We start from the raw sequence: 21,925 nt of genomic DNA, 5'->3' as shown, positions 1-21,925 counted from the left end.
GTCTTATTAGCGAAGCTCAGATAATAGGCTCGGATCTAGACCATGAAACTCATACCCATTCTTCAGGTAAGTCTCATAATACATTTTACCATTTCGATAGTACATCAGGTCTTCGATATGGAATCCACCCATTAAATTCAACTTCTCTACGCCGCTACTTCGTTTCTCATGAACATAACCCAGTTTGTAGATTCGTGATGTCTCATCTGCACCAAGAGAGTAGCGAATGAATTCGCTCTCTGCGTCTCCGAAGAAATATTTCTCCTCATAGCGATGTTCTTGCGTGTAATCCAACAACCGTACGTTAATTGCTGCATGATCTTCCAACGTTCGATACAATTTCTTAAATAAATCATCTTTCGATAAGACTTGTTTGTTACTATAATCGATCGTAACATTCGCGCGGCGTAATAATTCCTCTTCAAACGTCTGGGCAAATGGTTCTGCTGTTAGAATATTGTTACGGCAGATGTGAATGAGTTTCGCTAATAAATGGTCCATTCCGACATCTAATAGCTCTGTCACACTCCCAAGGTATCGTTCTTCAAAGAAAACGGATGTCCCTCTTTTCGCCTCAATGTCACGCACAACATCCTCGGTCACGACTTCGTAATATTCCATAATATTCTGACCGATATAATCATCTGCTGTACGAATACTTTCCAGAGCTGCCACACGTAGTGTTTCTTCTAATCGCTCCATTTGTTCGGCTTGCTGTCTATAATGTTGATGCATGTGACTTAGCTCGGCTTCCACACGTTGATGAAGTTTAAGCTCCGTTTCAAGTTGTAGAATGTGGCGCTTTCTCCGATACACGGTATCAAGTAAATAACGGATAAAACTATGTAAATTATGCTTATCCATCAGAGGAAAACGTGAGAAGGATTGTTCTTCCACAATACTAAGGTAACATTGCGCAAGCTCAGCTTTCGCTGATTCTAGTTCATTCGATGTCTCACGAATGGTGCTTCGTAGATCGCTCATCACACTACCCGATTGATCTAACTCATCGCTCCATTGCGCCACTTGGAAGAACCCAATCTCTGGACGTTCAAGCATCTGCTTCTTAACGCTTAGCGACAATTCATTATCTATCTTGATATCGTCTAAGCGTGCTTGAATTTCTTTTACATAATTATTACGGAAATACGTCTCGCAACCGTCTCCATACAGTTCATGTTCAGCTTCATGAAGCGTTAGACGCTTCAATGCATTAAAGCTTGTCTGATGCATCATTATTCCAGTCATTTCTTCAATCTTATCTTCATCTGGCATCAGAGCTTTCACACGATTGGAGATCGCTTGTGGATCAATACCGAAGAACGCTAGCTTGCCTTTGTTAGTTAACTGTACGCCATTCTTCATGCGAGTAACCATCTGTCTATAAAAGTGGTACAGTACCGTCAGAGCAATCGACTGGTTGGGCCGTTTTACTTTGGAGAAACCTGCAGATACGAACCCTTCCCGACCCGACTCCGACTTGATGTTACTTTTGAAAGACATATTATTGTAGTTCCGATTGCTTGATTGCTGCTGTATGTCTTTACGCTTACGGTTCTTCAATAGATTAACGTGACAGATAATCTCGTAGTTGTCCTGCATATGATCGAACAAAGAAATCCCACGTTCGTTCTTATCCGACAATAAATATGCCAATTCAAAGAGTGGGGAGGGTGCATGGGTTACAGGAATCGAGATCCCATCCTCTGTCACATGTAGATTCGCCGAGAACGTATAATCGCTTTGTTGCATGTATTCCAGTTCACGCAGAAACGCCACGCCTACCGAATGACTATAACCGAAGGATTCCACTTCCTTCTCACTGATTAACCCATACAAATCCATCTGCACAGACTTAAAAGACTGGCTAAAGATGGATTTGGCTAGGAGTGATATTTCCGGTAAGAATACATTAAGCGGGTCATCGACCCGCGTAATGAAAGTAAGATGGATTCGGTCGAATGAAGAATACATTCTACCGAAATCCGATATGTTATGACTCACTTGCCGTAGAGCCCGATTCAACTCGAATAAATGGCGTTCATTCTCATAAAAGCTAGAATAAAGATCTTTACGCAGGCTCTTGGCACCACTTGCACTTGCACCTGTACTTGCCCCTGTACTTGCCCCTGCGCTTTCACCAGTGCCTGCTTCCATGTTTCTACTCGCCTCTGTCGGACGAGGTAGTTCGAATCGAGTAAGACGTGATTGCGTCGCTCTTCCTTCACGATCTGCACCCCATTGTTCACCCGAATGATTCGTTGAATGACCATCCGCTGGTTTCAGGGAATGATCATTCCCTGCCCCACCTTCGGAAGCCACGTGAACGTACATCACTCCGGCACTATTATCCCATTTCTTATCATGAATCTCCATGATCGGTTCAATCGCATCTGACACTTTATCACCAATGAATACAAACACAGCAGGATAATGAATGCTACTCTGGTCGTCTTCCTTTCCATCGAGCTTCTCTTCCGCAATGGCATATTCCGTGGCAAACCTTTTCAGTAGTTCCTTCATGATTATTTCAACTTTCTACGAATATCGTTTAATTTAGACAACATCTGCTTGTAGAATTGATACGTTTCTTCTCCATTCGCAAGTTCAATCTTCTCATATTCCAATTGATCTCGACCATTAAGGAACGTTTCATACAATTCATCTAACTTCGCTATCAGTGATGTGATGTCCTCCGATGCCGTTAGCTCCGTACCACGACGTGCTGATTTGCGTAGCAATGTGCTCTTACTCTTCTCATCTAGTCCAAGGAAATGTCCGAACACTTCGAACTCCACATAATTCTGACTCTTCATCAGATTAGCGAACGGCTCCCAAGCTTCTTCCTCTGGGTCACGATCATAGACATAGAGCGCACCTTTTTTCGTAATCGTCTCTGTATATAGCGCTTCAATAAATTGATCAAGCCATTTATCTTCGACTTGGTGTTGGTTCAGCAATAGTTCGAATTCAGTAGCTTTGGCACCAATTTTATCGTACTTAGCTAATTCTTCACGAACACGTGTAATGAGCTCGGGTGTACGAATCAAGTTCTCTTTAGCCATGTCTTCAGAAATACTACCGAAGATATCTTTGTTAGATACTTTCTCTAGTCCTTGTGACAACAGACGTTTCAACTCGTTCAGCGCACGTTTCACTTCACCAAGATTTGGTTTCGGTGAATCCAGCTGAAGATCGAAGCCACGAAGGTAATCAGATAAATTGAAAGACTGTGTCATCACAACAGTAAATCGATTGCTCGTATTCTGATCGATGTCTTTCTCCACAATAACATTCAATGACAATGCCTTAGTAAATTCATTACGAACACGCGCATTATAGGACTGCACTCGAGTGTTCAAATAGGTCTCTCCCCAAGATCTCTCAGGGATTGGTGAAGGAAGGTACGTCCAGTTCGCTTTCTCCGTCTGTACCAAGTGGCGCCCAATACCCTCTTTATCAAGAATGGTTCTTTCATAACTTTCCTCATATACTTTAAGAGGTGTATAGACGAACAACGGTACGCCATTCTTCGTATTCAACCAGAAAATACGGTTCTTCACTTGGCTCTCTTTTATCGTGAAATGCGACTTCCCAACGGAATTATCCTGATAATTACGAATTCCCTTAAGAATGCTTGGCGCCCCAACAGGAACGGATACAAACCCCCATGAAGGGAAATATAGGTTGCCAGAACTATTACTTAAATGGAATACAGGCACGGCTTCCTCGTCTAGCTTACTTGCGATATTACGCTCAACAAATTTCTCAATAGATTCTTCATGTCCGAATTTCATGATCAAGAAATCTTCCATCGACTGCGTGATCAAATCGCCGAACTTATCGCCTAGGAATTCCGAAATAGAGCTAACAATATCTACTTCTTGCTCCCTCACCCATTGATTCGAATGATTCAGAAGCTCAAGTGTGAAGTCACGAATGAGATCATCCACGTCCTTACTTTCCATCATTTTACCAATGACTTTCGAAATGTCCGGCACACTCACAAGGTTCCAATAGTAAGTTTTGTTGCCCTTATGATCGGACTGTTCGTCACCCTCAATCAGGATCTCACCATTTTTCTCAAAAATAGCATTCAATGCGTTCAATATTTCTGTATATACGTTATAAATGCGAGTATTCTCATTGTTCAATAGCTCGTGAAGATCTTCATAGAACTCAATCATCTGCTCTGTACGTTCTACATCCGCTTGAAGCCAGTATTCATTAATCTTCGCTTCGATATAAATGTTCTTCTTCTTATCTTTCGAGACAAATGCGCTCTTGGCATCTCCAAGTCTCTCATTGGCTTGCTCTCTTGCTGCTTCAATATCGCGTGGAATACGGTGTAAGTTCTCACGAAGTGTCTCGATATAGGAGAGTAGCATTTTGAGCAAACTGAATCCTTTTTCCGTATAAATAAGGCGTGATACAAAGAATGGTCCTTGTTCAGGATGGAGGAATATACGACGAATCTGCTCTGTGAACTGTCCTACGATTTCACCTGGCAACTGTTTCTTCGCTTTAATGTACTCTTCTCTTGCACGTGCCAAGAAGTTCTGTTCAAGCTCCGTATCCATACTAATAAGCTGGTTCTTCACCACATTGCTATAACTTAGACGCTCACTATTCTCAAATCCAGGTAGTGGCTCTGGCACACGTGATTCAAAGGTCTTCACCATTGTATCTAGATCAATCCCCAACTTACGGGCAAATGTCTCGACTTCATCTTGGCTTGGTGCCTTCTCGAACATCTTCTCCATTTTGCCAAATAACCGGAATGCTAGGTATGTCGTCATCTCTTCAATCGGTAACACAGCGGATGAAGCACCGATGATATTATAATCATAGTTCGCTGGGTACATCTTGTTCATCTGTGCGATATTCGTACTAATGTTGCTTATATAGTCATGGATAGCGAATTCTTCGCCTGAAGCCTTCTCTTCACTAGCCATAAAGTTCGTAATATTCTCAGCTGTTACGTTCATACAGTAGTCATACGCATTCTCTAGTAACTTACCTTCGGTATTGGTTGCTGAGATCAGATGGCACAAGTTAAATGGTGGTAGTGGTGAATTCACCGTTAGAATGTTCCCATAACGCTGCTGGAATCGCTCACCGCGACTGTCCACGTTCATCCAATAATCAAGTTCCTTAAGGGCGGCATACCCATTCTTCTTAATATATTCACGTGTATGTTCACTCAAGCTCTTATTGGATAAGTTAATATCCGGCGTGAACAAATACCCGAGTGTGTTCACACGGTCAACCCCTGCGGAACCATGGTCGCGCTCAATAATACCTCGAACAATATACGCGATATCCAAGAAGCAACCACTTCCTGTACCCCCAGCTAATCCGGTAAGCATGAACACCATAAGTTTCTTATTGGTGCCGACAGATAGCGTCTTGATCTTCTTATCGATGGCTTGCACAACTTGGTTGATCTTCGTGAATAACAGTAATCGACCCGCTTGACGAACCCCTGCAGCCCCATTCATCCCATCCGTAATGCTCATCTCAGGTGATAACCAATCGGTAATATACGGCTCCAGCACACTACGATTCTGTAGCAACCCACCGATCTCCGCGTTAGAGAGCAACACGAACTCATTAATAGGATCGAGTCCTACGCCTTTGTACTTCTTACCACGATCTTGTTCATTCGTCTCAAAAGCTAGAAATTCCACATTATCTGGTTTATCACGTTTCTTCTTGGACAACGGATCTTCCGGCAACTTAAATCTACGGTTAATCTGATATTTCAGACGTAGTAACGCATCAATCCCCGTACCGCCAAGCCCAATAATAAGGATTGGATTATCAATCGTATCGACGCGGATCTTATCGCTAACAATACCTCCGCCTAATGAAACGTCTAATTGTTGAATATGTTCTCTAACTACTGGTTTCATTGTTGTTCCTCCTAAAAGTTTTACGAAGTAAAGCTGACTTCGTAAGCATTATCTTGATTTAACGAAGCACCACTCGGCTTCGTTAGGATCCTTTGGTTTTATACTAAAAGCTATCTATGTCTAGGCTCAAAACCTTTTAATACTTGCAGAAAACACTGGATTGCGCAGAAGTAGCGAAGATGGCGGAATTGTCCTAAAGAAGCGATAGCGTTCGCCTTAAAGCTTTCCTTAGGAAAGCTACTACGAAAGCATATGCTTGCCCTCTGATTTCTACCGTTGCAGACGGTATATAATCAGGAAATCGGAGGGCAACAGCGATCGGAAGGACAATCCGCTATCGTAGCCGCCATGCGCAGGCCTACTATTTGTAGCTCTATTAATTAGTTTTATCCTATATTCACACAAGATACTCCAACATTATCGTCTTATCTACACTTTGTAAGGAAAGAGTTACACGATCCCCACCTTTTAATTCAAATCCATTTATAGCATCAATCACGCGCCCTGATTTCTCAATGTTCACTGTTGACCCATTCTTGATTAGAATTCGATCATCCTTACTTGGTACGAAGAGAATCTTCTCCGTCTCCTTCAGTTCAGGTGCAAGTTGTAACAGCTGATGAAGGGTGATTTTCCCTTTGAATCCATTCAACTTCTTATATTGTGGATACGTCTTCTCGCCCGTATTCTCATCTCTCATTTCAATAACCATCTGTCCTATGAAGCCTTTGTTAGCCTTCTTATATGCCGATAGAATGAAGTATGCTGCTGCAAGAACCGCAGCAAGTGCGATCACGCCGCCCACTACAAGTAGAGTAGGAAAGCCTTCCTTCTTCTCATCTGTTACAGGCGTTGTTGGCTTAGGTGTTGGAGTTACACTCGCTCCACCGGGCTTGGCACTAATCTTCACGACCTCAGTCTCCCGATAAAGACTGCTATCCTCCGCTATCACTGTGAGCTCATAATCATGCTCATCAGCGACCTTATAGGTACCTGTGAAGCGATCACCTGGGTTAGTTAATGGCACTTCTTTCGTGTCACCACTATCCAAATCTTTCACAACTAGCTTAGCATTCATATTCTGATAAAGTGTACTATTTTGTAACTTTTGACCATTACTTGTTAAATATGAGACGATATCGATCTTGTCGCCCTTCTTATACGTACTACTTGAAAGAGGGTCCATTGTGAGTTCAATATCATAGTTAAACACTAGATTAATATCGATTTTATCCTTGGCTACACCTTTCACCTGAAGCTTCCAATCTCCCTTTGTTGGGGTTATCAGCTTGAGTAAGGAGTAGCTTTTAGATTTCGAGTAAAGAATATCATTTGCAGGAATCTGCTTACTCGCTCCTGTCGGATCCGTTAATTTGACCTCGACTGGCTGTGCTGACATGATAGAGATGTTCGCTTCTAGCACATTTGCATTGGGCACATTTATAGTGACCTCTTGGAAGCTTCCATTCCCAGTCATCGACTGGATTGGTACAATCTTAAGTTTCAGATGACTCGCAAAGATTTCACTTAGTATTTGTGGCAAATCATCCGCAGTATTTGTCGAGAATGCTTTACCACCCGTTTTTTTTGAGATATCGGCTAATGCATCTTTATTTAATTTCCCGTCTGCATTCAGACCAATCGTATATACCGGAATACCTTTTTTATTCGCATCCGCGATTGCTTGGGCTAACTCTTGTGCAGATTGCTTTTCTGTTCGACCCGTTGCCTCATTCAGATCATTGTTACCATCGGCTAGCAATACAATCATCGGTTCATGCGTGGGATCAGATCCCTGTTGTAATACCTTTACAGCTTCTCTTATCCCTACAGCGGTATCGGTATATGCACCTCGATCGAGCTGGTCAATGAAATTCTTCAAATCTTCTTTGTCATCAGCAGATTGAATCTCAAGCAGTGCTTTCTCTCGCTGGATCTGATCCGTATAAGAGATGATTCCGACCTTGTCACCTTTGACGGACAACATATCAATGAACATTTTCATTGCTTCATTACCGATCTTATTTGGATCACTTTTCTTCATAGAATTACTTGCATCCACGACTAACATGGCATCAATTTGTGAAGACTGTTGTGCAGCTGCAACTTCCTGTATGCTGAATACGTAAGAACATGGAAGTAACAATAACGATATAACCACCAGTATACGGAGTGTGAGTTGGTTTCTTCGAAGCATAGTTGTACCCCTTTTTTTATGAGATGAATTACGAAAGTGAAAGCTCCATCTATTCCACTCTAGGTGAAAAGTCTTAAGAATCTCTTAGTAGATCCTTAAGAAGTATTAAAATAATGTCATTACACTAATGGATGATGTCCCTACATAGATTGAACTAAAGTTTGCGTTCACCAATTCATTCAATCATTTCAAAAGTACATGAATATGGGGTTTCGTCTTTGGTTCAATCTATGTACATAGAATGAACCAAAGTTTGCTCTCACCAATTTTCGTCTTTGGTTCAATCTATGTACATAAGCTAAATTCTACCATTAACATGATGTTATGATATAATTAAAACCTTAAAACTTCAATGTATCAAGGAAAAATGCCTCATACCCATCCAAGAAAGGAAACTTGACATGATTACATACGTTTGTTTAGGAATTTTGATTCTTTTTGTTGCTGTCAAATCGGCTGTTTATATGAAACACCGTAAACACACCCCTTCTTCCGATGAGTTAGATCTTAAACTGCTATCCCTAATCAATCAAAAGAGTGATCGCCATGACTAAAAAAAGAGCCGTCACTTTTAAACCCTATATTAAGACGCGTTATGCCTATGAAAAGTTGAGGGTATGCCGACATTGCCAGCAATTCACTGTCCTTTGGGAAGCTGAATGCAGTCAATGTGGTAAGTCTACACTTGTTCCAATTCGTGAACGTGTAACGGCTAAAGTTAAGCGTACCATGCTCAATGAAAGACTCATCGCATTGTTCATTGGCTTAGTGGCTATTTATTTCGGTCAGACCTTCCTACAAATGATCCTTAGTGCTGCAGCAGCAATCCTACTTATCGCTTTGCTGTGGTTCGTTCAAAGAAGAATGCTTCCTTTTGAAGTTCCTTCAGAAATGGAGACTCTATTCGAACAAGAGCAACCACGTATCATAGAAGACATCAAGCGTAATCGAAAGCTTGCCGTAGCTGCCTTGAAAGACGATGAACTCTTAACGTATGAAATGTTGCGAGAGATCAGTACATTCGTTCAGAATGACAAAATCCGTCTGCAACAGGTGGTACTACTTCAATCTTTTGTATTACGTAAAGATATGGATTTAAGGGTAGAACCTCTACTCATAGACAGCTTCGATACGGATCTTGCAGCCTACATTGGTGAAGTTGCTAAGGTTCAGCGAGAACTCATCAAGAATAGCTCCATTCGTTATATTCTAGCCTATGAAGCTCATATACTGGAAATGGAGAACGGTGTTGAAATTCTCTCAAGTGTAGCTGGAGCAGCTATTCGATTGAAAAAGTATGTAGAAGCTTACCCCGAGTTCATTCGGCGTTATGCTCGCAACATTCCCAAAGATCGATTCTTACGATTATACCGAATGATTCAACAACATCCAGAGTCCTATTGGGGCAATTTAGCTGAAGAAGTAGCTGTAATCCGTCGTGAACGATATGAATGGGATTCCGATTTTTAATAGATAAGTTAAAGAGGTTATAAAGACTATGACGATATTAAGAATGCTAACCCTGCGAAATCTTTTAATATGTTGTTGTGCATCCATGTTGATTCTCATCAGTAACAAAGGATATAACATCCACCAGAAGATTACTACAATAACAGAGGCTGATCGCCTATATGTTCTTAAAGACTTAATTGAAGCGGAATCCTTGTATGAAAAAGCTCAGCGTAACCATTCGATTCATTATAAGGAAGGCTTGATATCCTCCCGGTTGCAGGAGTTGGCACCGATCACGGAGATCAATGCTAAACTTCGAGATATCGACCAGTTAGCTGAGAAGGCTTCCGATGATAAAGATTTCGAACAACTCACGACGGTATATCGTAGTTTACAAGATGTTCGAGGCATTTATATGAGTGGAAATAACCCTTATGAACCCTATTATCGCCAGTTATCTGCTAAATATGACATTTCTGGGGACTTCATAAGCTACTACCAACTTTTCGAAACACGCTTTATAGAACAAATGCAGCATAATCTAGATAACAATCAATTTACTGATGAGTCTTTTAAATGGCATTTACTAGCGATACCGGACATATTCTTCGGAGATGGGAAACAGAAGAAATCTGAACTCTATGACAAATTCACAGCCTATGATAACCGTAAAATGGCCCGAATGGCTGCGAACGGCCAATTCCAAGCTCTGTTAGATGAATCCGATGCGATGTTCAGACTGTATAAGTCTAATAATGTTCAGGCGGATTGGATTACGGATCAATCGGAAGCTCTTGTGAGAACATTCTTGGAGAATGATGCGGATAAAGAAAGTTATGCCATCTTCGCCACTCATGCAAAAAGCTACATCGATTATGTCCATACACTATCTTTCAAATCATCTGTAGAGACTTTCATCAATAAACAAATAAGTACGTGGATGAAGACTGCTAAGCGTAACATATCTAAGGCAGAGTTCGAGAAAGCTCTTGCCATATACAACGGGATTAAAGAATTCAAGGATACTACCCTCGAAATAAAGGATGCTCAGCTCGCATGGAACATTCACGATCCCATCCGTATCCTACAAAACGGTGACTCTACACGCGTATTTAAACTTGTTAGTAGTGGAAGTAAACGTTATGGAGCTTTAGTATACGTAGTGGCGACGGATGATCAAAATATCATTTATTACGGAACACTCGACAGTGAGAACAATATGAAGGTGCTGACAAACCAAGATTTGCAACAAGGTGGATTGATCGAAGACATTTCCATTGAGAGTTCACTGAGTACCAAGGACCTCCCTGTCATCCTTATCAAAGGAGATTCTTCTACTCGACAAGCCCTTTATACAGCCATTGAGGTACAATCCGACACCATGGTTACCCTATTTCAGCTGAATGCCGATGGATTCCAAGTCGATTCTAGCGGAATGTTGATCATGATGAATCCAGACTCCGAAGAAGGCGCAGGACAAGTAGCCATGTTCCAACGTACTGGAGATAGCTATCAATTTGTTCGCGTACAACAAGATTTCATTGATATTGCTGTGGAAGATCTCCTCTCATACCCTGAAGAGAAGGTGAAATTCACCACGACAATCATCCAACCGGGATATAGCGAGGCCTTTGCCGTGATGGGGAACACTTACGTCAAACTTACAGGGACCTTCAACTTCTATGAGGGTGATGTTACCTTAACTGGCACGCTCAACGGTTACGAAGACACTTATGTTCAGGATGAGTTATTGTCTATACCCGTATTTAACGTGGAGAATGTCGAGTAATACCTCTGAATAATCTCTATGAATATAAACAAAGAGTGGGTATCTGTATTTAACAGATGCCCACTCTTTGTTTATAAATTAAGAAAGTGTAAGTAACACTTGTTGCTAGAACTATTCTACAACAACCATTACTTTCGTTTTCTTACCGCCATAACTAATGGTGATCGTTGCTTTACCTTTTCCGGTAGCTTTAATCTTACCATCTTTTACTGTAGCTGCTAGGATCTTCGATGAAGTCCATAACGCTGCTTTTGATACGTTATCTTCGCTTCCGTCAACGTATGTCGCTGTTGCAGTAATCTGAATCTCTTCTTTAACTTTCAACTTCAAGCTAACTTCATCCGTCTGTAAATATTTCAACATATCTACTTCTACCGGAATGCTTAGCGTTTTACCTGCATATTTAACGGTAACTTTTGTTTTACCATAAGCTACAGCCGTTACTTTACCTTTATTCGTTGTTGCAATTTTATAATTGGATGTCTTCCATTCAGCTGAATCAGTAACATCAATGGCTGTTCCATCACTGAACGTAGCTGTAACCTTAATTTGCTGCTCTTTCGGGCCCTTTGCTCCTGTTTTCAAATCAACAGACTGATGTGTAGCCTCGATGCTTTGAATCATATCTACTTCAACCGAGACAGTCACTTTCTGACCGCCATATTCAGCAGTAATTGTAGCTTTACCTTTGGTATACCCTGTTACTTTACCATCAGATACTCCCGCTACAGATGGATTACTTGACTTCCAAGTCACATCTGTTGCCAAGAACTCCTCGTTCAGTCCAGCTGAGCTCTTTGCCTTAAGTACGATAGTCTTAGTTTTTCCTATCTTACTGTCCTCATCAGCTACAGAGCTTAGTATAATAAGTTGTGTATCTGCTTCAAGCACGCTTACCAATCCCACATTTACTTTCAACGTGTATTTCGTCTTGTTATACAATGCAGTAATCGTAGCCGTTCCTTTAGCAACTCCCGTGATTACGCCATCACTGTTTACTTCAGCAACTTTCTCATCACTCGTGCTCCACTCTGCTTTGCTTGTCAAATTAACATTTTTCGTCGAATCTGTAATGTCATACACTGCATCAAGTGTAGCAGCATATGATTTCTCTTCTTTGATATCAACTGTCTTGGCACTAAGTGATATAGAGATCGGAACATCTACACTAACCTTCGTCTTTACAGTAATTCCACCATACGTGGCAGTAATCGTTGCTTCACCCATTTTATAAGCTGAAATCTTACCCTTGGATACATAGACGATGGACTCATCACTCGAACTCCATACAGCCTTATCAGCTACATTGGTCGTGCCAGTGACATCTGCGTAAGAAGCGTTAAGATCTAAATCCTTACTTTGACCAACACTCATTCCCACTTTTTCAATAAGATCAAGGTGACGCGCAATATCAACATCTACCTTAACTGTTACAGTCTTATCCCCATATTTTGCAGTGATCGTAGTTGATCCAGATCCTTCAGCAAAAATGGTTCCTTTGTTAACATAAGCAACTGCGGCATTACTGGAAGTCCATATCGCAACATTCGTTACATCGACCTTTTTATCATCAGGATAAATAGCCTCCAATTTGATTGTTTCCTGTAACTTGCCTGTCGCTTTATCAAGACTTAAGTAAACATTCTGATTACTAACCACCAATTTACGAGTCGTATCGACATCAACCTCTAAGGTGATTTCTTCCGTTCCATAACTAGCTGTGATGGTTGCTGTTCCTGCCCCGTAGGCAGTAATTACACCTTTAACGACGTCTGCAACTTTCTTATTGCTCGTTGTCCATACCGCATCTTTCGTTACGTCGGTAGGTACATCCGTCGCTTCCCCATTCGGGTACGTCGCCGTTAATGTTACCGGTAGGGATTCCTTTAACAATAAGGATAGCTGATCTACGCTAAGATCAAGTCGGGACACAATTTCTACATTCACTTCCACCGTAACGGTTTGTTTGCCGTAAGTAGCAGTAATCGTAGCTGTTCCAGCACTATGTGCCGTAACTTCACCATTTACAACTGTTGCAATGGTCTCATTATTTGAAGACCAATCGGCTTTAACTGTAACGTCCTCAGGTGTAGAATTATCCGTATAATTTGCCTTTAACTTAATGCTTCCTGTCTTACCTTTACGAAGCTCGAGACTGTTTACACTCTTCGTTAAAGATTTCACCTGTTTGGTTACAATAATTTTAAGTTCTTCTGTCTTATTTCCGTAATTAGCAATAACTGTGATGGTACCTTCCTTCTTAGCAACGATCTTACCGTTATATATTGTTGCAATCGTATCATCAGGATTGGTCCATTTCGTTAATTCTGTTACATCCTTCTTTGTAGCATCACTGCTAAGCGCCGCTACAGTAACTGTTGCCTGTGCCCCATTTTCAACAGATATTTCATTCTTAGAAAGAATAAGTTTCTCCAATACTACTGTCGACGTATCAGCAGCCCAAGACGTCCCCGCACTAGCTAAACTTACAATTAGGATTAATGTCATAATGAAAGATTGTTTGAATCTAATAACCAATGTTAATTCCCTCCAGTTCTCATTTTAAATTAGTATAGTTACTTCAAATATCGGCAATTGAAGACAAAAACATTAGGTTTTCGAGCATTTGCATGGTTTTTTCCTACTAATTTCCTATACTTCGATCCAACTCCCCTTTCTATTAAAATACCATTATCTTCATTTTACTACAAAATGATTCGTCGTACCTGAAGTCACCTAATCTCCCAATTTAATATTTATAAATAATACGTAATAAATAATAATCTTCCTTAATAGCTTCTATCATTGGGGGGATTTGATTATGAAGAAATGGTATGTGTTATCACTGATTACGTTAATATTGTGTGGTGTGGTCGGTTGTAGCTCAGACGATGGCATTAAGTTCGCAACAGATGCTACCTATGCTCCGATGGAGTATATGGACAAGGACACGATTACCGGATTCGATATTGATTTCCTAAGCGCGGTTATGAAAGAGGCAGACATTAAGTATGATATCAAAAATATCGGATGGGATACGATGCTTGAGAGTGTAAAACAAGGCAAGGAGTATAAAGGAGGCATATCGAGCGTATCTATTACAGACGAGCGTAAAGAAACCTATGACTTCTCTGCCCCCTATTTTGAATCTACCAATATGATTATGGTGAGGGCCGATAGCCCTGTCAAAAGTGCACTTGACCTTAAGGATCTAAAAGTTGCCGTCCAAGGTGCTACAACAGCCGATACTTTAATGTCTGGCATTATGGGAGCTACAAATTCAGATTTAAAAAGATTCGATAGCAATACGCTTGCGCTCTTGGATCTGTCAAAAGGTGGCGCAGATGCGGTGGTAGCCGACGTAGCGATTATCAGAGAGTACATTAAGAATAATCCGAATAATAAATTAGTAGGCATATTGGACCCAACGAACTTTGATTCCGAGTATTATGGCATTATTTTTCCTAAGGGTAGCGATATGAAGTCCAAAATTGATCCTGCTATTAAAACGGTCATCGAAAATGGGAAATATGCAGAGATTTATAAGAAGTGGTTCGGTGAGGCACCTGATACAACGAATTTATTGAAATTACAATAAATCATACTATAAGCATGCGTAACGTCCATCACTTACGCATGCTTATATTTTGGAAAGGAAGAGTCCTATGGATTTCAGAATGGATATTATTATTGATTACATTCCACTTATCTTAAAGGGCGCTATGTTAACCATAGGCATTTCCATTCTATCCATCATTCTCGGATCCATCTTTGGACTCGTGATAGGCTTTGGGAAAATGTCTTCCCGAATGATTCTACGCTGGCCCATGAGTGCATACATTAATTTCTTCCGTGGTACGCCATTGTATGTTCAAATATTAATGGTTCACTTCGGCTTGATTCCAATGGTTATAGGACGAACAGACCCCATCGCTGCAGCCATTATTGCGCTTTCCCTTAACTCAGCAGCCTATACCGCAGAAATCTTTAGAGCTGGCATTCAGTCTATGAGTGCAGGTCAGATAGAGGCGGCGTATTCCCTTGGCATGTCACATAGACAAGCCATGCAATTCATCATCTTACCGCAAGCGATCAAGCGTATGATTCCTGCCTTTGGCAATGAATTTATTGTATTGGTTAAAGACTCATCATTAGTGGCCATTATTGCTGCCCCTGAGATCATGTATTGGAGTAATGGCATGAGTGGTCAATATTCCCGGATATGGGAGCCCTACCTTTTCGCTTCCCTCATCTACTTCATCCTTACGTATTCATTAAGTAAGCTGTTAAGTGTACTAGAAAGGAAGTTAGCCTAATGATGGATCCCATGATAGAGGTTATCGATTTACATAAATCATTTGGTTCACAGGCCGTTCTTAAACAAATTAATATGAAAGTCCTTCATCAAGAAGTTGTCGTTATTATCGGACCCTCGGGGTCAGGTAAGTCAACGTTTCTTCGGTGCTTGAATTTATTGGAACAACCGCAAAGCGGTCAAATTCTGATCGAAGGTCAGTCTTTAATGGACCCCAACATCCAAATTTCAACCATTCGAACCGAAGTAGGTATGGTGTTTCAGCAATTCAACCTGTTTCCTCACATGAAAGTGATCGATAATATTACCATCGCGCCTATTCAGGTTCGTAAATGGTCTGTAGAAAAAGCCCGAAGTAAAGCCATAGAATTGCTTGCGAAAGTGGGTCTATCGGAAAAGGCAAACGTATATCCCGATTCTCTATCTGGTGGCCAAGCCCAACGCGTCGCCATTGCACGCGCACTTGCTATGGAGCCCAAGATCATGTTATTCGACGAGCCAACATCTGCGTTGGATCCAGAAATGGTTGGGGAAGTGCTTGCTGTAATGAAAGATTTAGCTAAGGAAGGAATGACCATGGTCATCGTCACGCATGAGATGGATTTCGCTCGTGAGGTTTCTGATCGTGTCTTGTTCATGGAACAAGGAATGATTGTGGAAGAAGGTACACCCGAAGAGATATTTGAGCGTCCGACCCACGAACGAACGAAATCCTTTTTATCAAGAAGAGATGGATATCTGTCCCTTCGGAAATATAAGGAGTAACGAATCGAATGAAAAGACTACATGCATATGTATTAACAAAAGAAACGGCTTTATCGCCCCATTTCGAGGACGGTAACCGTTTCTTTTGCGTGAAAGTTAACTGCGCTATTCTTGAATCGCACGTTTAGCTAAGTTCTGAAGGACGACATCGTCCATTGGCGGGTTATGCAGCCCCGCACGTACATCACGATACATTCTCTCTAATGGAAGGTTACGTGAAAGACTCGTCGCTCCCACAATACGCATGGCTTTATCAACGATACGTAGGGCATGATTGGTTGCGATATATTTCGCAAGTCCAAGATCTGGCTTCAGTGCCACTCTTCCAGCAGGGTCTCGGTCCCATCGATCAGCTACGGAATAGAGCAGTGTACGTGCCGTAATCAGATCAGCTTCCATCTCCCCTATCTGTTGCTGAATACGTGGCAGGTCCGCAATAGGTCCAGGCAGACTGTTCGGCTTATAATTCTTAGCGAAATCGACTGCAAAAGAACGAGCTGCATAAGCGATACCGATATAACATGCAGGAATATGCAAAAGTGATCCGCTGCCATCATCCGTCACTTGACGTTGTTTCTCTGTAATGGACAAGCTGATTACCTCTTCGTCAGGGACAAACACATGATCTAGAATAACATCATGACTACCAGTGGCGCGCATCCCTAGTGTATCCCAAGTCTCTACCAAGCTAAATCCATTACCCTTACGAACAAAAAACTCACCAACCTCATCATTACCATCAATCGCTGCTGAAATCGTGAAATGTTCTACAATTGGACTTAGCGTACTGTACGTTTTGCGTCCAGTAATGGCCCAACCTCCATTTACTTTTACCGCTGAAGTCTGGGGTTTACCGCCACGAGTTGGACTTCCAGTTGCCAGCTCACTAGCAAAATGATTAATGATAGCTCCGCCATTAACCACTTCAGCACTGAAACGTGAGAACAAGTCTTCAGACCAACGATTTGTATATCGAAGACTTAGAATAAGTGCCATATGCCAACCGACAGCTAGCGCCGTTGAACCATCTCCACGGGCAATTCTCTCCTGTGCTAGTAACATTTCATATAGAGATAATTCTTCCCCACCGTATTTCTTCGGTACCGTTAATTTAAGATACCCAGAATCTCGTAAGTCTGCAAAATTATCAAAGGGAAATGAACCCTCTCTGTCATGTTTCGATGCACGTTCTGCGAATTTTATAGCTAATTGATCTGCTAGTAAGGCTATACCAGCCTCTCTTTCGTTACGTATACAATGATCTGATGAGTATGGTTGTGTCATGGATTTAGCCCTCCTCTTACGCTTCTTCTGCCCACTCCTATTTCTGTATGTTTCAGTTTAACTTACTTTGGTAGTGTTTCTAATTGCAGTATCTCTTTCAAGTCGCTTAGTGAATTCCAAATGTAATCCGGTTGGACATCACTCGCTTCTGCTTCTTCCCTACTTACGGATCCAGTCAATACGAGTGTTGTTATCATACCGGCATTCTTACCAAGTCCAATATCAGATACCAGACTATCGCCAATCATCATACAGCGTTCAGCTGGAAGACCCAGAACTTCAAGTGCAGCTTCTGCCATCAAAATGGAAGGTTTGCCTATCACAACCTCCACCTTCTGATCCGTCGTAGACTCTAGCGCACCAATCATGCCCGCAACATCAATGGAATCCCCTTCATCTCCTGGGAAAGTCTTATCCGCATTCGTAGCGATCATCCGAGCGCCATGCCTTACAGCCCTAAAAGCTTCATTTAATTCCTTATAGGTAAGCGTCTCATGTAACGTAATGACAAGCCATTCTGCCTCTTCTGGTTTCTCTGCTAACGTAAGCCCAGCAAGGACTAACTCATCTCGCAATCCTTGTTCACCCAATACCCATACCTGAGCGCCTTCAGCATGGTTTCTTAAATAGGTGGCCGTTACAGTGGAAGTCAGCAGAATTTCTTCTTCCCTAACATCGATACCCATCCCGATCAATTTATCATGGCACATATGTCTCGAAATATTGCCACGATTACTCAAGAATACTACTCGTTTGCCTATGGACTTTATATAAGCAATGCTATCCATTACCCCATCGATAGCCTGTTGTCCTTTATACACTGTTCCATCTAGATCGATCACATATCCATCAACGTTCTCTAGCATGTTATCTATATCCACCTCGTATTCTTATCTTTGGTAGCTTCTAGATACATCTTCCTAATATTGACGTTCATTTGTCAAGATTTGTTTGACGTATATTTCCTGCATGCGATCCAAAAAGCAGTTGCTATGCAGAGGATTTCCGTAGCAACTGCTGTCATTAATAAAGGATATTCCCACGCTGAGGTTGATATTCTACCGTCATGCCACTCTTAATCACATGTGATCCATACTAATGCACTATTTATACTCCATATAACCTAACCTATCATGGCAAGGTACTACTTCCCATAAGATAACAATCGACCTCACGGGCTGCCTGGCGTCCTTCGTTAATCGCCCAGACTACAAGACTCTGCCCTCGACGCATATCACCTGCTGTGAATACTCCTTCTACATTCGTAACCTGCTTACCAAATTCAGCATTGGCATTGGAACGTTCGTCACGCTCCACTCCAATCTGCTCTAGTAGAGTTGAATCAGGACCTGTAAAACCCATAGCAAGGAGTACCATTTGAGTTGGAATGACTTGCTCACTTCCCGGAACCTCCACTGGGGTATATCGCCCTTGTTCATCCATTACCCACTTTATTTGTACGGTGTGTACTCCCTCAACATTTCCATGATTATTGCCAACGAATCTCTTCGTTGAGACTAAATAACGACGCGGATCTTCTGCATACAGCATAGTAGCTTCCTGCTGTCCATAATCGACCTTTAGAACCTTCGGCCATTCCGGCCAAGGGTTGCTCGGCTGGCGTGTTAATGGCGACTGAGGCATAATCTCTAATTGATTCACGCTACGGCAACCATGTCGTATAGCAGTAGCTACACAGTCCGTCCCCGTATCCCCTCCACCGATGACGACTACGTCCTTGTCCTTAGCAGACAAATATTGGCCATCTGCCAGTCCAGAATCGAGCAGACTCTTCGTACTTTGCGTCAGAAAGTCCATCGCTTGATGAATGCCACCAAGCTCTCGCCCTTCAACGAATAGATCTCTGGCTTTCGTTGCTCCTCCACACAGAACAATGGAATCACACATTTCTTTCAACTCGGAATATGTGATATCGTTACCGATTTCTATATTCGTTACGAATGTAATACCTTCCTCTGCAAGAAGATCGATACGTCGTTGCACGGTTGTCTTATCTAACTTCATATTTGGAATACCATACATGAGAAGTCCACCTATACGATCAGCTCTCTCATATACCGTTACCGTATGCCCAGCCTTATTTAACTGAGCAGCACATGCAAGACCTGCGGGACCCGATCCAACAACCGCTATTTTTTTACCTGTTCGTGTCTTAGGGGGTTCCGGTACGATCCACCCTTCTGCGAACCCTCGATCCACAATGGCTTTCTCGATATTCTTAATGGTCACAGGCAATCCACTAAGTCCTACCGTACAAGATCCTTCACATGGAGCAGGACAGACCCGGCCTGTGAATTCAGGGAAATTATTCGTCTTATGCAATCGAATTAGCGCTTCTCGCCATTGCCCATGGTAGATCTGATCGTTCCATTCAGGAATAAGATTATTAACAGGGCATCCCGAAGCCATACCCGACAGTAATCGTCCTACATGACAAAAGGGCGTACCACAATCCATACATCTAGCACCTTGTTCCCGGAGTCTTCCCTCATCCATCGGAATGACAAACTCTCCCCAATGCTTAATACGTTCAAGAGGATTCACCTCTCCTGGAATTTCACGTTGATATTCCATGAATCCGGTCGTTTTACCCATAAGTTTAACTCCCCCTACTCCCCATGTATTTGAAGCCAACTCCTAATTGATCTATATACTAACACGAGGCACCGTGCTAAAGGCGTGAAGAAGATCACCTTTAAGTCTCAGAAATAACAAAAAAAAACACCTACTCGGTGTTTTAAAGTTAATTCGATATTTAGCTCCATTCACTCCATAACATTATCTAGAGAGTATGTTCTCACATCATATCCAAAAAGTTGGATACTGTCGGTTACTACGTAAATTATTCAAGATTAACGCGAAGAATACAATGATTAACGAACCGAGCAACACTGGCGTAACTAAATAACTCCAACTATAAGCACCAAGTATAACAATTAATGGGTCAGCTCCAGCTGGTGGATGTGTTGTTTTGGTCAGCATCATGAATGCAATAGCTAAGCCAACCGCCAAGCCGATCACCCAAGGAGCGTTACCGAACATCGTATATGTGGCTAGGCCAACAAACGTTGATATGAGATGACCTCCAATAATATTTCTAGGCTGAGATAATGGTGCATTCCACATTCCAAATGCCAAGACACAGCTGGCACCAAATGGAGCCATCAACCATACGGAGGAAGTCATATTTGTTAGGAGGACGAGCGCAGATATCGTAATAAAGCCACCCACGAACCCAGTCAAGGTGTCCTTCACATTGACTTGTAGGGAACTTCTTCCTCTTCCACGCATCTTAGAAAAATAACGTACATGTACAGGTTGTGCTTCTTTTTTGCTTGTGACTGACGCAGATTCCACGAAATCCCTCATTCTCATTCTTTTCTTTTTCTTATACGTTACTCTAAATTAACTAACCTGTCAATTTGTATTTATATGGTTAGTTGTGGAGAAAAAAAAGAATCCACTCTCATAGGAGTCGATTCCTCAATCTTCTTCCATCTTGCGTTGTTCATACCGGGCCACTTTCTTTCGGTTCCCACATATTTTCATAGAGCACCATTTACGTCTTCCACTCTCATCCATAAATAAAAGTACGCAATCCGGATTGGAGCATCGCTTCAACGTATATAGCTTATTCTCACTAATTAAGGTTAAAACATCTAGCGCGATCAATGATTTCAGAGTATTCTCAATCTTACCCACAGGAACAGCAATGAGTTGCTGATCCCGTAACTTATAGGTGTAGGGCGCTTCTTCGATATATTGTTCTAACAACGTAATAAATGATTCCGTAATACGTTGTCCGTCTGCCATAGCTTCAAATTTCTCTCTCAGAATGGCACGAAGTTCGCGTATAGATAGCAACACTTGTCCTATTTCCAGTTTCGTCTTAGAGATCAATTCTTTGTTCCAAGCAAGACTGTTCTCATGCATACAACTTAGCCAGTCTAGCAGATCTCCTTCTGTAATCAATAAATCATGACGTTGCCCACGGCGAATGAGTTCAGTATTCACCAAATCAAGCGACGGATGTCCTGAAATAAGGGGAAACTTGATTGATTCATTCATATCAGCGTATCTCCTATACTTCCTACTATGATAATCACATTATAACTCATTTCAAGTACCTTGTTTCAAAATGCCGCCCAATATCCCTCCCCAATACAAAGACCCTAGCACAACGCTAG

General features: G+C 41.8%; 14 protein-coding genes. 5 read left to right on the top strand and 9 right to left on the bottom strand.

Annotation, left to right across the window (positions count from 1 at the left end):
• Nucleotides 1-6: 6 nt before the first annotated feature.
• From PBAT_RS15800 to PBAT_RS15790, 3 genes are all read right to left on the bottom strand, one after another.
• A complete protein-coding gene (locus tag PBAT_RS15800) occupies nt 7-2,523 on the bottom strand; it encodes a transcription initiation factor TFIID (protein WP_068650915.1) in 2,517 nt (838 codons plus the stop codon).
• A gap of 2 nt (nt 2,524-2,525) precedes the next feature.
• On the bottom strand, nt 2,526-5,915 hold the full coding sequence (locus PBAT_RS15795) for a tubulin-like doman-containing protein (protein WP_068650914.1): 3,390 nt from the start codon (nt 5,913-5,915) through the stop codon (nt 2,526-2,528).
• A gap of 397 nt (nt 5,916-6,312) precedes the next feature.
• A complete protein-coding gene (locus PBAT_RS15790; protein WP_068650913.1) occupies nt 6,313-8,112 on the bottom strand; it encodes a vWA domain-containing protein in 1,800 nt (599 codons plus the stop codon).
• 546 nt (nt 8,113-8,658) lie between these two features.
• On the opposite strand from PBAT_RS15790, the gene PBAT_RS15785 reads away from it, so the two are divergent.
• Together PBAT_RS15785 and PBAT_RS15780 are read left to right on the top strand one after the other, a co-directional pair.
• Nucleotides 8,659-9,582 carry a C1 domain-containing protein gene (locus PBAT_RS15785; protein WP_068650912.1) on the top strand — a complete coding sequence of 308 codons (924 nt, stop codon included), beginning with the start codon at nt 8,659-8,661 and terminating at the stop codon, nt 9,580-9,582.
• 28 nt (nt 9,583-9,610) lie between these two features.
• Nucleotides 9,611-11,353 (top strand): hypothetical protein, encoded by a 1,743-nt coding sequence (locus PBAT_RS15780; protein WP_068650911.1) that lies wholly within the window; start codon nt 9,611-9,613, stop codon nt 11,351-11,353.
• Nucleotides 11,354-11,464: 111 nt separating this feature from the next.
• On the opposite strand, the gene PBAT_RS15775 is transcribed toward PBAT_RS15780, so the two are convergent.
• Complete coding sequence (locus tag PBAT_RS15775) at nt 11,465-13,891, bottom strand: Ig-like domain-containing protein (RefSeq protein ID WP_246168318.1); 2,427 nt, start codon at nt 13,889-13,891, stop codon at nt 11,465-11,467.
• Between the two features lie 283 nt (nt 13,892-14,174).
• Between PBAT_RS15775 and PBAT_RS15770 the strand changes: the two genes are divergently transcribed.
• The 3 genes from PBAT_RS15770 (at nt 14,175) to PBAT_RS15760 (ending at nt 16,433) form a co-directional block, all read left to right on the top strand.
• The gene (locus tag PBAT_RS15770; RefSeq protein ID WP_068650910.1) at nt 14,175-14,951 is read left to right on the top strand and encodes a basic amino acid ABC transporter substrate-binding protein; all 777 of its coding nucleotides are present in this window, start codon (nt 14,175-14,177) and stop codon (nt 14,949-14,951) included.
• 67 nt (nt 14,952-15,018) lie between these two features.
• Complete coding sequence (locus PBAT_RS15765; RefSeq protein WP_068650909.1) at nt 15,019-15,669, top strand: amino acid ABC transporter permease; 651 nt, start codon at nt 15,019-15,021, stop codon at nt 15,667-15,669.
• A gap of 11 nt (nt 15,670-15,680) precedes the next feature.
• Complete coding sequence (locus tag PBAT_RS15760; protein ID WP_068650922.1) at nt 15,681-16,433, top strand: amino acid ABC transporter ATP-binding protein; 753 nt, start codon at nt 15,681-15,683, stop codon at nt 16,431-16,433.
• A gap of 105 nt (nt 16,434-16,538) precedes the next feature.
• On the opposite strand, the gene PBAT_RS15755 is transcribed toward PBAT_RS15760, so the two are convergent.
• The 5 genes from PBAT_RS15755 to PBAT_RS15735 all read right to left on the bottom strand — a co-directional run bounded on the left by PBAT_RS15755 (nt 16,539) and on the right by PBAT_RS15735 (nt 21,806).
• A complete protein-coding gene (locus PBAT_RS15755) occupies nt 16,539-17,717 on the bottom strand; it encodes an acyl-CoA dehydrogenase family protein (protein ID WP_068650908.1) in 1,179 nt (392 codons plus the stop codon).
• A 62-nt stretch (nt 17,718-17,779) separates the two neighbouring features.
• A complete protein-coding gene (locus PBAT_RS15750) occupies nt 17,780-18,583 on the bottom strand; it encodes an HAD-IIA family hydrolase (protein WP_068650907.1) in 804 nt (267 codons plus the stop codon).
• A 265-nt stretch (nt 18,584-18,848) separates the two neighbouring features.
• On the bottom strand, nt 18,849-20,333 hold the full coding sequence (locus PBAT_RS15745; protein WP_068650906.1) for a glutamate synthase subunit beta: 1,485 nt from the start codon (nt 20,331-20,333) through the stop codon (nt 18,849-18,851).
• Between the two features lie 207 nt (nt 20,334-20,540).
• Nucleotides 20,541-21,095 (bottom strand): HPP family protein, encoded by a 555-nt coding sequence (locus tag PBAT_RS15740; RefSeq protein ID WP_068650905.1) that lies wholly within the window; start codon nt 21,093-21,095, stop codon nt 20,541-20,543.
• A 126-nt stretch (nt 21,096-21,221) separates the two neighbouring features.
• Entirely contained in the window at nt 21,222-21,806 is a 585-nt protein-coding gene (locus PBAT_RS15735; protein WP_068650904.1) for a CGNR zinc finger domain-containing protein, read from the bottom strand.
• Between the last annotated feature and the right edge of the window lie 119 nt (nt 21,807-21,925).

This window comes from Paenibacillus antarcticus (genome assembly GCF_001637225.1).
In the GTDB taxonomy this organism is placed as follows: Bacteria; Bacillota; Bacilli; order Paenibacillales; family Paenibacillaceae; genus Paenibacillus_AQ; species Paenibacillus_AQ antarcticus.
The sequence above is the reverse complement of the archived record's forward strand: the minus strand, read 5'-3'. Positions and strand labels throughout refer to the sequence as shown.